Source organism: Pseudomonas sp. McL0111 (genome assembly GCF_052567255.1).
Map to the genome: position 1 here is coordinate 2,494,645 of NZ_CP199585.1, position 14,430 is coordinate 2,509,074.

11 protein-coding genes and 4 tRNA genes are annotated in these 14,430 nt (G+C 58.7%); 9 read left to right on the plus strand and 6 right to left on the minus strand.

Annotated elements, in window-relative coordinates; all coding sequences use genetic code 11:
• Positions 1-13 precede the first annotated feature (13 nt).
• Entirely contained in the window at positions 14-415 is a 402-nt protein-coding gene (locus tag ACTWLJ_RS11375) for a type IV pilin protein (RefSeq protein WP_445180878.1), read from the plus strand.
• Between the two features lie 56 nt (positions 416-471).
• Positions 472-1,572 (plus strand): glycine oxidase ThiO, encoded by a 1,101-nt coding sequence (gene thiO / locus ACTWLJ_RS11380; RefSeq protein ID WP_445180879.1) that lies wholly within the window; start codon positions 472-474, stop codon positions 1,570-1,572.
• 1,568 nt (positions 1,573-3,140) lie between these two features.
• On the opposite strand, the gene ACTWLJ_RS11385 is transcribed toward thiO, so the two are convergent.
• From ACTWLJ_RS11385 to ACTWLJ_RS11400, 4 genes are all read right to left on the minus strand, one after another.
• The gene (locus ACTWLJ_RS11385; protein ID WP_445180880.1) at positions 3,141-4,487 is read right to left on the minus strand and encodes a sigma-54-dependent transcriptional regulator; all 1,347 of its coding nucleotides are present in this window, start codon (positions 4,485-4,487) and stop codon (positions 3,141-3,143) included.
• On the minus strand, positions 4,484-6,073 hold the full coding sequence (locus ACTWLJ_RS11390; protein WP_445180881.1) for a sensor histidine kinase: 1,590 nt from the start codon (positions 6,071-6,073) through the stop codon (positions 4,484-4,486). The genes ACTWLJ_RS11385 and ACTWLJ_RS11390 overlap by 4 nt, the downstream gene beginning before the upstream one ends.
• Complete coding sequence (locus ACTWLJ_RS11395) at positions 6,063-6,302, minus strand: PP0621 family protein (RefSeq protein WP_401217384.1); 240 nt, start codon at positions 6,300-6,302, stop codon at positions 6,063-6,065. Before ACTWLJ_RS11395 ends, ACTWLJ_RS11390 begins: the two co-directional genes overlap by 11 nt.
• A gap of 125 nt (positions 6,303-6,427) precedes the next feature.
• Positions 6,428-7,447, minus strand: a complete 1,020-nt coding sequence (locus ACTWLJ_RS11400) for an outer membrane protein assembly factor BamD (RefSeq protein WP_445180882.1) — start codon at positions 7,445-7,447, stop codon at positions 6,428-6,430.
• Between the two features lie 151 nt (positions 7,448-7,598).
• Between ACTWLJ_RS11400 and rluD the strand changes: the two genes are divergently transcribed.
• From rluD to ACTWLJ_RS11435, 7 genes are all read left to right on the plus strand, one after another.
• Positions 7,599-8,561, plus strand: coding sequence for a 23S rRNA pseudouridine(1911/1915/1917) synthase RluD (gene rluD / locus ACTWLJ_RS11405; RefSeq protein WP_401217381.1), 963 nt, complete (start codon positions 7,599-7,601; stop codon positions 8,559-8,561).
• On the plus strand, positions 8,558-9,280 hold the full coding sequence (gene pgeF / locus ACTWLJ_RS11410) for a peptidoglycan editing factor PgeF (protein WP_445180883.1): 723 nt from the start codon (positions 8,558-8,560) through the stop codon (positions 9,278-9,280). Before rluD ends, pgeF begins: the two co-directional genes overlap by 4 nt.
• A gap of 129 nt (positions 9,281-9,409) precedes the next feature.
• Complete coding sequence (gene clpB / locus ACTWLJ_RS11415; RefSeq protein WP_401217375.1) at positions 9,410-11,974, plus strand: ATP-dependent chaperone ClpB; 2,565 nt, start codon at positions 9,410-9,412, stop codon at positions 11,972-11,974.
• A gap of 296 nt (positions 11,975-12,270) precedes the next feature.
• Positions 12,271-12,346: transfer RNA gene (locus ACTWLJ_RS11420), tRNA-Asn, on the plus strand.
• Between the two features lie 9 nt (positions 12,347-12,355).
• Positions 12,356-12,432: transfer RNA gene (locus ACTWLJ_RS11425), tRNA-Pro, on the plus strand.
• A 5-nt stretch (positions 12,433-12,437) separates the two neighbouring features.
• Positions 12,438-12,513, plus strand: a tRNA-Lys gene (locus tag ACTWLJ_RS11430).
• 94 nt (positions 12,514-12,607) lie between these two features.
• Positions 12,608-12,684: transfer RNA gene (locus ACTWLJ_RS11435), tRNA-Pro, on the plus strand.
• Positions 12,685-12,858: 174 nt separating this feature from the next.
• Here ACTWLJ_RS11435 and ACTWLJ_RS11440 read toward each other — a convergent pair.
• Positions 12,859-14,157 carry an NAD(P)/FAD-dependent oxidoreductase gene (locus ACTWLJ_RS11440; RefSeq protein WP_445180884.1) on the minus strand — a complete coding sequence of 433 codons (1,299 nt, stop codon included), beginning with the start codon at positions 14,155-14,157 and terminating at the stop codon, positions 12,859-12,861.
• A gap of 60 nt (positions 14,158-14,217) precedes the next feature.
• On the minus strand, positions 14,218-14,391 hold the full coding sequence (locus ACTWLJ_RS11445; RefSeq protein WP_401217370.1) for a DUF3094 domain-containing protein: 174 nt from the start codon (positions 14,389-14,391) through the stop codon (positions 14,218-14,220).
• Between the last annotated feature and the right edge of the window lie 39 nt (positions 14,392-14,430).

Consider the following 14,430-nt stretch of genomic DNA (forward strand, 5'->3'; position numbering starts at 1 on the left):
GAGAGATTGAGGCATGCGTAGATCCAACCGAGGTTTCACCCTGATTGAAATCATGATCGTGATTGCGATCATCGGGATCGTCATTACCATCGGCTATCCAAGCCTCACCGAATACGTGAAGAAGGGCCGTCGCGCCGAAATAGTTTCGACCCTGTCGGAGCAGGCGCAGATACTTGAGCGCTTCTACTCGAAGAACAATGTCTACACCAATGCGACGGGACTGAACGCGGGTAACGATTTCTACACCATTACCCCGACCATCACCGACCAGACCTTCCTGCTGACTGCCACCCGCAAGGCTGGCAGCACCATGGCCACCGACAAGTGCGGGGATTTCACCCTGACCAACACCGGTGTCAGAAGCATGAACAACGCGACTGCCGGGCTGACCACCAAGGATTGCTGGGGCCGCTGAGGGCGCATCTCTTCGGGCGTCTTTTGCGCCCACTGTCTTTTTAGGTTGAATCAAACATGACCAGGCAACAGCAAGTGGTGATTGTCGGTGGCGGTGTTATTGGCCTGCTGACCGCCTACAATCTCGCCTCCGAAGTGGGCAGCGTGGTGCTGCTCGACCGTTCCAGCGTTGGCCAGGAATCGTCCTGGGCTGGCGGCGGCATCGTTTCTCCGCTGTATCCGTGGCGCTACAGCCCGGCAGTCACCGCGCTGGCGCATTGGTCACAGGATTTTTATCCACAGCTCGGCGAGCGCTTGTTTGCCGACACCGGGGTCGATCCTGAAGTACACACCACCGGCCTGTACTGGCTGGATCTGGATGACGAAGCCGAAGCGCTGGCCTGGGCCGAGCGCGAAAATCGCCCGCTGCGAGCTGTGGATATCTCTGATGCGCACGCTGCGGTGCCGGTGCTTGGTGAAGGTTTTTCGCGAGCAATCTACATGGCCGATGTCGCCAATGTGCGTAACCCGCGTCTGGTGAAATCGTTGAAAGCAGCATTGCTGGCGCTGCCGAACGTGACGATTCATGAGCAATGCGAGGTCAGCGGGTTTGTCCGTGAGGGCGCGCGAGTGGTTGGTGTACAGACCTCGAATGGCGTGATCCACGGCGATCAGGTAGTGCTGACGGCTGGGGCCTGGAGTGGTGATTTGCTGAAGACACTGGACCTGAGTTTGCCGGTCGAGCCGGTTAAGGGACAGATGATCCTCTACAAATGCGCAGCGGATTTTCTGCCGAGCATGGTCTTGGCCAAGGGACGTTACGCGATCCCGCGTCGTGACGGCCATATCCTGATCGGCAGCACGCTGGAGCACGAAGGTTTCGACAAGACACCGACCGATGTCGCGCTGGAAAGCCTCAAGGCTTCGGCGATCGAGTTGTTGCCGGCGCTGGCGGAAGCCGAGGTGGTGGGGCATTGGGCAGGATTGCGCCCGGGTTCGCCTGAAGGCATTCCCTATATCGGTCAGGTTCCGGGGTTTGCCGGGTTGTGGCTCAATTGCGGGCATTACCGCAATGGGCTGGTACTGGCGCCGGCGTCGTGTCAGTTGTTTGCCGATGTGATGCTGGGGCGTGCGCCGATCATCGATCCGGCGCCTTACGCACCTGCGGGTCGTATCTAGTCGAACATCTACCGGCGTTTGTCAGACCGCCATCGCGGGCAAGCCCGCTCCCACAGGTTCTGCGGTGGACATAAATTTTGTCTACGCCACGGACATTGTAGGAGTGAGCCTGCTCGCGATAGCGGAGGGTCAGTTGGCAACAATTCTGGATGTGCCGACGCCATCGCGGGCAAGCCCGCTCCCACAGGTTCTGCGGTGGACATAAATTTTGTGTACGCCACGGACATTGTAGGAGTGAGCCTGCTCGCGATAGCGGAGGGTCAGTTGGCAACAATTCTGGATGTGCCGACGCCATCGCGAGCAGGCTCGCTCCCACAGGTTTTGCGGTGGACATAAATTTTGTGTACGCCACGGACATTGTAGGAGTGAGCCTGCTCGCGATAGCGGTGGGTCAGTTGGCAGAGATTCTGAATGTGCCGACGCCATCGCGAGCAGGCTCACTCCCACAGGTTTTGCGGTGGACATAAATTTTGTGTACGCCACGGACATTGTAGGAGTGAGCCTGCTCGCGATAGCGGAGGGTCAGTTGGCAACAATTCTGGATGTGCCGACGCCATCGCGGGCAAGCCCGCTCCGACAGGTTCTGCGGTGGACATAAATTTTGTGTACGCCACGGACATTGTAGGAGTGAGCCTGCTCGCGATAGCGGAGGGTCAGTTGGCAACAATTCTGAATGTGCCGACGCCATCGCGGGCAAGCCCGCTCCCACAGGTTTTGCGGTGGACATAAAGTTTGTGTACGCCACGGACATTGTAGGAGTGAGCCTGCTCGCGATAGCGGTGGGTCAGTTGGCAGAGATTCTGAATGTGCCGACGCCATCGCGGGCAAGCCCGCTCCCACAGGTTCTGCGGTGGACATAAATTTTGTGTACGCCACGGACATTGTAGGAGTGAGCCTGCTCGCGATAGCGGAGGGTCAGTTGGCAACAATTCTGGATGTGCCGACGCCATCGCGGGCAAGCCCGCTCCCACAGGTTTTGCGGTGGACATAAGTTTTGTGTACGCCACGGACACTGTAGGAGTGAGCCTGCTCGCGATAGCGGTGGGTCAGTTGGCAGAGATTCTGGATGTGCCGACGCCATCGCGAGCAGGCTCACTCCCACAGGTTCTGCGGTGGACATAAATTTTGTGTACGCCACGGACATTGTAGGAGTGAGCCTGCTCGCGATAGCGGAGGGGCAGTTGGCAACAATTCTGGATGTGCCGACGCCATCGCGGGCAAGCCCGCTCCCACAGGTTCTTCGGTGGACATAAATTTTGTGTACGCCACGGACATTGTAGGAGTGAGCCTGCTCGCGATAGCGGAGGGTCAGTTGGCAACAATTCTGGATGTGCCGACGCCATCGCGGGCAAGCCCGCTCCCACAGGTTTTGCGGTGGACATAAGTTTTGTGTACGCCACGGACATTGTAGGAGTGAGCCTGCTCGCGATAGCGGAGGGTCAGTTGGCAACAATTCTGAATGTGCCGACGCCATCGCGGGCAAGCCCGCTCCCACAGGTTTTGCGGTGGACATAAGTTTTGTGTACGCCACGAACATTGTAGGAGTGAGCCTGCTCGCGAAGGGGCCCTCAATCCAGACCGAGTTTTTTCAATCGATAGCGCATTGATCTGAACGACAAACTCAAGCGCTGCGCCGCCGCCGTGCGATTCCAGCGGGTTTCTTCCAGGGCCTGCAAGATCAGTTTGCGTTCGACGTTCTCCAGATAATCTTCCAGATTGTCGATCTGCGTCAGGTCCGGCACACCGCTGTCTGCTGCGCAATTACCCTCGCTCAACCGCAGGTCTTGCGCCTCGATCGTACGGTTTTCACACAAGGTGTGCGCCCGCTCGAGGACGTTTTCCAGCTCCCGCACATTGCCTGGAAAACGATAGCCTTTGAGTGCTTCCAGCGCCTGAGGATGCAGCCGCGCAGCTGGTTGGCCGCTGCCATTGGCCAGGCGCTTGAGCATATGCCCGGCCAGCACTTCGATGTCATCGCGACGTTCGCGCAGTGAAGGCACGCGCAGTTCGATCACATTCAGCCGGTAATACAGATCCTGACGAAAGCGCTCGGCGGCGACTTCCGTTTCGAGGTCCTTGTGCGTGGCGCAAAGGATGCGCACATCAACCACGGTTTCCTGCTGGCCGCCGACGCTGCGCACCGCTTTTTCCTGAATCGCCCGCAGCAGTTTCACCTGCATGGGAAGCGGCAAGTCCGCGACTTCATCAAGAAACAGCGTGCCACGATGGGCTGCCTGAAACAGCCCGGGTTTGTCCTCGACGGCGCCGCTGAAACTGCCTTTGCGGTGACCGAAAAATTCGCTTTCCATCAGTTCCGAAGGAATCGCACCGCAGTTCACCGGCACAAACGGCTGACTGGCGCGTGGGCCCTGTTCGTGAATCAGTCGGGCGGCCAGTTCCTTGCCGCTGCCGGATTCACCGCTGATATAGACCGGCGCCTGACTGCGGGCCAGTTTGTCGATCTGTTTGCGCAGATTGCGCATCGGTAGTGAATCACCGAGCAGTCGCCGGTCAATCGAGGTACTGGCGATGCCTGCCGCCGGCATCTTCAGCGCGGTGCTGACCAGTTCGCGCAAGCGCGTGAGATCCACCGGCTTGGTGAGAAAGTCGAAAGCCCCGGCCTTCAACGCATTGATCGCCGTTTCCAGACTGCCATACGCGGTAATCATCGCCACCGGCAGTTGTGGATAACGTTGCTGTATGTGCTGCACCAACTCCAGCCCCGTGCCGTCGGGCAGGCGCATGTCGGTCAGGCACAGATCGAAGGTATTTCGCTGCAACAATGCCTGGGCTTCGCCGAGGTTGCGCGCGCTGAAGGTGTCGAGTTTCATCCGTCCCAGGGTGATTTCCAGGAGTTCGCGGATATCCGGCTCGTCGTCGACGATGAGGATTTTTTGCCGTGGGCTCGTGTTCAACTTTGTTTCCGTCCGTGAGCAAAGGTGATGCGAAAGCAGCCGCCGCCTTGGCGTGATTTGAAGTCTAGGCGCGCTTGGTTGCTTTCGCACAGCTCACGGGACAGATAAAGCCCAAGGCCGGTGCCTTGGCTGCTGGTGGTGAAGAACGGTTCGAACAAATGCGCCTGTTGATCCAGCGGCACACCGGGGCCGTTGTCCTGCACTTCAAGCACCGCCAGTTGGCTCTCGGGGTCGACGAAAAGCGCCAGCCAGACTTCGGCCTGATCGTGGAGCAGGGCGCTATGGCGCCAGCCGTTGCGTAACAGATTGTCGAGAATTTGCGTGAGCTGGTTGGGGTCCATCAGGGTTGTGAAATCACCTGAATTGATCCGCAGATGAACCTGCTGGCGCTCGGTGGCCTGCTCGCGGCTTTCTTCGACGAAGTGTTCCAGCCATGGCTTGAGGTCCAGGCGCTGCGGGGCGGCCTGCTGGCGGCGGGACAGTTGCAGGACGTTTTCAATGATTCGGTTCATGCGCTGCGAGTGATCTTGAATGATCTGCGTCAGACGCCGATCCGCGCTATCGAGTTCCTCGGATTCGCCCATTAGCTGCGCTGCATGGCTGATTGCGCCCAGCGGATTGCGGATTTCATGAGCGATACCGGCGGTGAGTCGGCCCAGTGCGGCGAGTTTCAGTTGTTGGGCTTGCTGGGCGATTTGCGCGAGATCTTCAAGAAAGATCAGGGTTTGCTGGTTGGGGCTTTGATCGAGGGCGATGAAGTTGGGTTGCAGTTCCAGACCGTTGCCGGGGATTTTCAGGCTTTGCGGGCGCAGCGTCGGATTGTTCAGCCACAGTTGCAGGCGTTCGACCAACACGGGTGAAAAGTCTTCCAGCAAATGCCCTTCAAGGTGCGATTGCGCCAGCAGGGTCTGGGCGCCATGGTTGGCCAGCAGCACCCGTCGCTGTTCATCGAGCACCAGAATCCCGGTGCGCATGCGCTGCAGGATCAGCGCGTTGAGGGCTTCGAGCCCCACCACTTCGCTGGCACGTTGTTCGGCAAGGTTCTCGCTGACCTCCAGGCGGCGGATCAGCCCTTGCACCAGCAACGATGCAGCAAAACACAGGGCGCCGAGCGTGCCGGCTTGCAGGTAATCGTTGGCGCTCAGCGGATGACTGAAGCTCAGTAGAAAGCTCAGACCGACGATGCCGAGGGCGCCGATGGCCGCAATCAGCAGGCCGATGCGTCGCCGCAGCAGGGTATTGCTGATCGCCACCGAGACGATCAGCAAGTTGCCAATCGCACTGGCTACCCCACCGGCGGCGTAAAACAGACCGCACAGCAGCAAGACATCGACCAGCGCCAGCGTGAACAGCTGCGCCGGGCGTCGGGTGTTCTCGAGGAACACCACCAGCAGAATATTCAGTATCAGATACAACCAGCTGCCACTGCGCAACAAGTCGTCGTTGGACGACGTCAGCAGCCGGTTGTCCATGTTGCTGGAGATCAGCAGCACCAGGGTGATGCCGACGCTCAGGCGGTAAAGGTGATAAAGGCGCAGCAGTCGCTGGGCCTGTTTGCTGTCGGCGTTGGCGGCCTCAGCGACCACTGGAACCGGGGCCTTGCTCGAGGTGAGCCTGGCTGCAATACCATTGTTGTTGAACGCTTAACGCACGGTCGCGCGGCAAATGCACGCCGCAATGGGCGCAACGCACCATCGGCGGGGCGTCTTGCTCGCGAGGGGCGTTATTGGATTGGGACGAGGCGGGCGCCTTGAATTTGCGCCACAGCCAGACCGCAGCAAATATCAGGACGATCCAGAACAGTAAACGAAGCATGATGAGCGGCTTTCCGACTAATGATTCGGCAGTTTAGCCAAGGTCCTGACAAGCGCACAGCCTATTAACGTGCGGCAATAAAAAAGGGAGATCCGAAGATCTCCCTTTTTGTGCAACCCGGTGTGTCAGTCGAACACGCCGAAGGTCATGTAGCTGAACCACGAGCGGTCGTCGTTGTTGCCGGCGGCTTCGTGTGTTTCTTCGATCACGTCGCCGTTTTCGTCTTTCGGCTTGAGGTCGTTCGGGATCGCGTCTTTCGCGTCCTGGAACTGCTTCTGCACGTCCTGGTTGGCGCGGGTCTCGCCCGGCGGCAGCGGCGGACGCGATTCGATCAGGCCCAGAGTCGCCTTGCTCAGGAAAGAACGGTTGTCCGCCTCGGCCACGCGTGGCACGAACTGGCCGTCCTGCAGGGTCGGGTGATTCGGGTAGTTGAGCTTCAGCGTTTCCAGGCTGGTAGCCGCCAGTTCGTCGAGGTGCAGACGCTGATAGGCTTCAGTCATTACCGCCAGGCCGTCACCGACCGATGGGGTTTCCTGGAAGTTTTCCACTACGTAACGGCCACGGTTGGCGGCAGCAACATAAGCCTGACGGGTCAGGTAGTAGTCGGCTACGTGGATTTCGTAGGCCGCCAGCAGGTTGCGCAGATAAATCATGCGCTGCTTGGCGTCCGGCGCGTAGCGGCTGTTCGGGTAGCGGCTGGTCAGCTGGGCGAACTCGTTGTAGGAGTCGCGCGCAGCGCCCGGATCACGCTTGGTCATGTCCAGCGGCAGGAAGCGCGCCAGCAGGCCAACGTCCTGGTCGAAAGAAGTCAGACCTTTAAGGTAGTAGGCGTAATCCACGTTCGGATGCTGTGGATGCAAACGAATGAAACGCTCGGCGGCGGACTTTGCAGCTTCCGGCTCGGCGTTCTTGTAGTTCGCATAAATCAGCTCAAGCTGTGCCTGGTCAGCGTAGCGACCGAACGGATAACGCGATTCCAGAGCCTTCAGCTTGGCTGTAGCGCTGGTATAGCTATTGTTATCCAAATCTTGCTGGGCCTGCTGATACAGCTCGGCTTCGCTCAGGTTTTCGTCTACGACTTCCTTCGATGAGCAAGCAGCGGTCAATGCGAGGATGGCGATCAGCAGCAGGTGTTTCACTTGCATGGCGGCTTGCGTCCCTATGACGGCCGCTGTCTTGGGCGGGGCCGTCCTGTTATGATGAGCGCCCCGTTGAAAAGCCTCGGGGCAAAAGACGCCGTATTTAACCACAAGCGCGCAGCCGAAACCAAAGGCTGTGCCGACGCCTAGTCAGAGCATGTCCGAGAAAATTGAACTTAGCGCAGAGGTGCCGTCCGAATTGGGCGGCCAACGCCTCGATCAAGTCGCCGCCCAACTCTTCGCTGAGCACTCTCGCTCGCGCCTTTCCGCCTGGATCAAAGAAGGTCGCCTGACTGTGGACGGGGCGGTCATCCGCCCGCGTGACATCGTGCATGGCGGTGCCATCCTTGAGCTGACTGCCGAGCAAGAAGCCCAGGGCGAATGGATCGCCCAGGACATCGAACTCGACATCGTCTATGAAGACGACGACATTCTGGTGATCAACAAGCCTGCGGGCCTGGTGGTGCACCCGGCTGCCGGTCACGCCGATGGCACCTTGCTCAACGCCTTGCTGCACCACGTGCCGGACATCATCAATGTCCCGCGCGCCGGTATCGTGCATCGCCTGGACAAGGACACCACCGGTCTGATGGTGGTGGCCAAGACCATTCAGGCGCAGACGAAACTGGTGACACAGCTGCAAAGCCGCAGTGTCAGCCGGATCTACGAATGCATCGTGATTGGTGTGGTGACTGCCGGCGGCAAGATCAACGCGCCGATTGGTCGTCACGGCCAGCAGCGCCAGCGCATGGCGGTGATGGAAGGCGGCAAGCCTGCCGTCAGCCACTATCGCGTGCTGGAGCGTTTCCGTTCCCACACCCACGTTCGGGTGAAACTGGAAACCGGCCGTACGCACCAGATTCGCGTACACATGGCGCACATCAACTTCCCGTTGGTCGGCGATCCGGCGTACGGCGGTCGTTTCCGCATTCCGCCAGCCGCCAACCTGAACATGGTCGAAACCCTCAAGAATTTCCCGCGGCAGGCCCTGCATGCGCGATTCCTTGAGCTGGACCATCCGACGACCGGTGTGCGCATGAGCTGGGAATCGGCATTGCCTGATGATTTCGTCTGGCTGCTGACCCTGCTCAAGCAGGATCGTGAGGCATTCATCGGATGAACTGGCTGACGCCGGACTGGCCTGCGCCGGCCAGCGTCAAAGCCTGCGTCAGCACCCGCGAGGGTGGTGTCAGCGAGGCGCCGTTCGACAGCCTCAATCTGGGTGATCATGTCGATGATCACCCAGAGGCCGTCGCCGAGAACCGTCGTCGCCTGACCGATCACTTCTCTATAAAGCCTGCCTGGTTGCAGCAAGTGCACGGCATTGCCGTCGCCCATGCCGATCCGGGCGTGGTTGCCACCGCTGACGCCAGTTGGACCGACACTCCAGGCATTGCCTGCACGGCAATGACCGCTGATTGTCTGCCAGCGCTGTTCTGCAATCGTGCCGGCACCCGTGTTGCGGCAGCCCATGCCGGTTGGCGCGGGTTGGCGGCGGGTGTGCTCGAAGCCACGCTCGATCATCTCGATGCGGCACCGCAAGACGTATTGGTCTGGCTCGGCCCGGCCATCGGCCCGCAAGCCTTTGAAGTCGGCCCGGAAGTGCGCGAAGTCTTCGTCAATCAATTGCCCGAGGCTGCCAAGGCCTTCGTGCCCAGCGTCAATCCCGGCAAGTTCATGGCTGATATCTACGAGCTGGCGCGTTTGCGTCTGGCCGTACGCGGTGTCACCGCCGTGTATGGCGGCGGATTCTGCACCGTGAGCGATCCACGCTTCTTTTCCTATCGCCGTGCGTCGCGCACCGGTCGCTTTGCCTCCCTCGTTTGGCTCACCCGCTAGACTGACTGATCTGCATCAACCCTCTGACGCTTGAATCTTCCAGAATCGACCGCATCTATAGCGGTATCTGGCAGGTTTCTTTATTCAGGACGGTTTTTAGGTCCGGCCTGCTCAAAAGGAAGGTGACCCATGCGAATAGACCGTTTAACCAGTAAGTTACAGTTAGCCTTGTCCGACGCCCAATCTCTGGCCGTCGGTCATGATCATCCGGCAATTGAGCCGGCGCACTTGATGCAAGCCATGCTTGAACAGCAGGGTGGTTCGATCAAGCCCTTGCTGATGCAGGTGGGCTTCGACGTCAACAGCTTGCGTAAAGAGCTGACCAAAGAGCTCGATCAACTGCCGAAAATCCAGAACCCGACCGGCGACGTCAACATGTCGCAGGATCTGGCGCGCCTGCTCAATCAGGCCGATCGTCTGGCCCAGCAGAAAGGTGACCAGTTCATTTCCAGCGAACTGGTGCTGCTCGCCGCCATGGACGAGAACAGCAAGCTCGGCAAGTTGCTGCTCGGCCAGGGCGTCAGCAAGAAAGCCCTGGAAAACGCGATCAACAATCTGCGTGGCGGTGAGGCAGTGAATGACGCCAACCACGAAGAGTCGCGTCAGGCGCTGGACAAATACACCGTCGACCTGACCAAGCGCGCCGAAGACGGCAAGCTCGATCCGGTGATCGGCCGTGACGACGAAATCCGTCGCACCATTCAGGTTCTGCAACGTCGCACCAAGAACAACCCGGTGCTGATCGGTGAGCCTGGCGTGGGTAAAACCGCGATTGCCGAAGGTCTGGCCCAGCGCATCATCAATGGCGAAGTACCGGATGGCCTCAAGGGCAAGCGCCTGCTGTCGCTGGATATGGGCGCGCTGATTGCCGGTGCCAAGTATCGCGGTGAGTTCGAAGAACGCCTGAAATCCCTGCTTAACGAGCTGTCGAAGCAGGAAGGGCAGATCATTCTGTTCATCGACGAACTGCACACCATGGTCGGCGCCGGTAAAGGCGAAGGCTCGATGGATGCGGGCAACATGCTCAAGCCAGCACTGGCGCGTGGCGAGTTGCATTGTGTCGGCGCGACCACGCTCAACGAGTACCGTCAATATATAGAGAAGGACGCGGCCCTCGAACGGCGCTTCCAGAAAGTGCTGGTGGATGAGCCGAGCGAAGAAGACACGATTGCCATCCTGCGTGGCCTCAAAGAGCGTTACGAGGTTCACCACAAGGTGGCGATCACCGATGGCGCGATCATCGCGGCAGCCAAGCTCAGCCATCGCTACATCACGGATCGGCAGCTGCCGGACAAGGCCATCGACCTGATCGACGAGGCCGCCAGCCGTATCCGCATGGAGATCGACTCCAAGCCGGAAGTGCTGGATCGTCTGGAACGTCGCTTGATACAGCTCAAGGTGGAATCCCAGGCGCTGAAGAAAGAAAGCGATGAAGCGGCGATGAAACGCCTGGAAAAACTTCAGGAAGAAATCGTTCGTCTGGAGCGCGAGTATTCGGATCTGGAAGAAATCTGGAATTCGGAAAAAGCCGAGGTTCAGGGTTCTGCACAGATTCAGCAGAAGATCGAACAGTCGCGTCAGGAACTGGAAGCTGCACGCCGCAAAGGTGACCTGAACCGCATGGCCGAGTTGCAGTACGGGGTGATCCCGGATCTGGAACGCAGCCTGCAAATGGTCGACCAGCACGGCAAGAGCGAAAACCAGTTGCTGCGCAGCAAGGTGACTGAAGAGGAAATCGCCGAAGTCGTGTCGAAGTGGACCGGCATTCCTGTGTCGAAAATGCTCGAAGGCGAGCGCGACAAACTGATGAAAATGGAAAGCCTGTTGCACAAACGGGTGATCGGTCAGGAAGAAGCGGTGGTGGCCGTGTCCAATGCGGTACGGCGTTCCCGTGCCGGGTTGTCCGACCCGAATCGTCCGAGCGGCTCGTTCATGTTCCTCGGCCCGACCGGTGTCGGTAAAACCGAGTTGTGCAAGGCGCTGGCCGAATTCCTCTTTGATACTGAAGAGGCGATGGTGCGGATCGACATGTCCGAGTTCATGGAGAAACATTCCGTGGCTCGACTGATCGGGGCGCCACCAGGATATGTCGGCTATGAAGAAGGCGGTTACCTGACCGAAGCGGTACGTCGCAAGCCGTACTCGGTGATCCTGCTGGACGAAGTCGAGAAGGCGCACCCGGATGTGTTCAACATCTTGCTGCAAGTGCTGGAGGATGGGCGACTGACCGACAGCCACGGGCGTACGGTGGACTTCCGCAATACTGTGATCGTCATGACTTCGAACCTCGGTTCGGTGCAGATCCAGGAACTGGTGGGTGACCGTGAGGCTCAGCGTGCAGCCGTAATGGACGCGCTGACCAGCCACTTCCGTCCGGAGTTCATCAACCGGGTCGACGAAGTGGTGATCTTCGAGCCATTGGCGCGGGATCAGATTGCGGGCATCACCGAGATCCAGTTGAGCCGCCTGCGCAGCCGTCTGGCCGAGCGCGAGCTGAAGCTGGAACTGAGTCCAGAAGCCATGGACAAGCTGATAGCGGTGGGTTACGACCCGGTCTACGGTGCACGTCCACTGAAACGGGCGATCCAGCGCTGGATCGAGAACCCGTTGGCACAGCTGATCTTGTCGGGGCATTTCTTGCCCGGCGATACAGCAACCGGCGTAGTTACGAACGACGAAATCGTTTTCAACTGAGTTCAAACGCTGGTTATTTGAAGAAGGCCTCGCTTTGCGAGGCCTTTTTTTCGTTAGGCTGTTGAACTCAAAGGAAAAGGCTTGTAAAGTGCGCCCCGCAGTCAGTCACCAACACGGTTTCAGCTCACTGAGCAGAAATCTGAAATAAGTTGCAAATCATTAACTTGAAAGCAATTTAGGGGGTTGACAGAGGTGATCTAGGTTGTAGAATAGCGCGCCTCAGACACACGAACGCAGCGATGCGAACGAGGGTCTAAGAGCTGTAAGTTTCACCGTTGTAAATTGAAATATGTAGTTCCGTGATAGCTCAGTCGGTAGAGCAAATGACTGTTAATCATTGGGTCCCAGGTTCGAGTCCTGGTCACGGAGCCAATTTCAAGCCGGGGTATAGCGCAGTCCGGTAGCGCGCCTGCTTTGGGAGCAGGATGTCAGGAGTTCGAATCCCCTTACCCCGACCATTTTTGGGTCGTTAGCTCAGTTGGTAGAGCAGTTGGCTTTTAACCAATTGGTCGTAGGTTCGAATCCCACACGACCCACCATTTTTGAAACCAGTTAACGCTGGAATCGAATCTTAAGATCAGAGGCCAAAAGCACTGATCGAAGAAGGCGACTGAAAGGTCGCCTTTTTTTTACCGGGGTATAGCGCAGTCCGGTAGCGCGCCTGCTTTGGGAGCAGGATGTCAGGAGTTCGAATCCCCTTACCCCGACCATATTAAAAATCCTCGTATCGAAAGATACGGGGATTTTTTTTGCCTGCGAAAAACCTGAGAACGCGGCAAAAAAAATGTGGGAGTTAGCCTGCTAGCGATGGCGGTAGAACAGTCGAAATCAACGTCGACTGACACACCGCTTTCGCTAGCAGGCTAGCTCCCACAGTTTTTACATCAATGCAGTTTCAGACGTGGCTCGGTGCCGCGACCAATCTTGCTGCCGAGCATCAGCATTGCCGTGCGGAAGGGCCCGTATAGCGCCACCTGGTGCATGCGATACAGCGACACGTAAAACATCCGGGCCAACCAGCCTTCGAGCATCACGCTACCGGTCAGGTTGCCCATCAAGTTACCCACAGCCGAAAAGCGCGACAGCGAAATCAGCGAGCCGTAGTCGGTGTACTTGTACTCCGGCAGCGTCTTGCCTTCGATACGCAGTTTCAGCGATTTGGCCAGTAACGAGGCTTGTTGATGCGCAGCCTGGGCGCGAGGCGGCACGTTGCGGTCAGAGCCCGGTTGCGGGCATGCAGCGCAGTCACCGAAGGCGAAGATGTTCTCGTCGCGGGTGGTTTGCAGCGTCGGCAATACTTGCAGTTGATTGATGCGGTTGGTTTCCAGACCGTCGATGTCCTTGAGGAAACCCGGAGCCCGAATACCGGCAGCCCAGACTTTGAGGCTGGCCTTGATCTCCTGGCCATCGGCGGTGATCAGGCTGTCGGCCGTCACTTCGCTGACCGACGCGTTGGTCAGCACATTGACCCCGAGTTTCTCCAGGGTCTTGTGCACCGGGCTGCCGATACGCTCGGGCAGGGCAGGCAGCACCCGTGGTCCGGCTTCGATCAGGGTGATGTGCATGTTTTCCGGTTTGATCCGGTCGAGCCCGTAAGCCGCCAGTTCGTGGGCCGCGTTGTGCAACTCGGCCGCCAGTTCGACGCCCGTGGCGCCGGCACCGACGATGGCCACGCTGATCTGCTCGACCGCATCGGTCTGGCCAGCGTGAGCGCGCAAGTAGTGGTTGAGCAATTGCTGGTGGAAGCGCTCGGCCTGTTTGCGGGTGTCGAGGAACAAACAGTGTTGCGCCGCACCTTGGGTGCCGAAATCGTTGGTGGTGCTACCGACACTGATCACCAGCGAGTCGTACGACACTTCGCGCGCAGGTACCAGCTCTACGCCGTTTTCGTCATAGGTCGCTGCCAGCTGGATTTTCTTCTGTGCGCGATCAAGTCCACTCATGCGCCCCAGCTGGAACTCGAAGTGGTTCCATTTCGCCTGGGCAACATAGTTGAGTTCGTCTTCGGAAGAGTTCAGCGATCCGGCGGCCACTTCGTGCAGCAGTGGTTTCCAGATGTGCGTCAGGTTCGCGTCGACCAGCATTACGCTGGCCGTGCCGCGCTTGCCCAGAGTCTTACCCAGACGGGTAGCCAACTCCAGACCGCCGGCGCCGCCGCCGACAATAACAATACGATGGGACATGGGGATAACTCGCAAGGCTAAAAGAAATCGGTGCAGTTACCTTCGCGAGCGCCAGGCAGCTCATAGCGTCAGATAACTGATAAATCGGCTCAACAGGCCCAGACCAATGGTCACTGCCAGCACCACCACCAGGAGCATCCACGGCCGAAAAGGCCGGCGCTCAACACGGTGTTGGGACAGATGCAGATACTCTTCGACATGTTTCTGGTCTTCGGGGTTCAGGCGGCTGGTCATAAAGGCCTCGTCAGGTAGACGTTGCTGAATGTGTAGAAG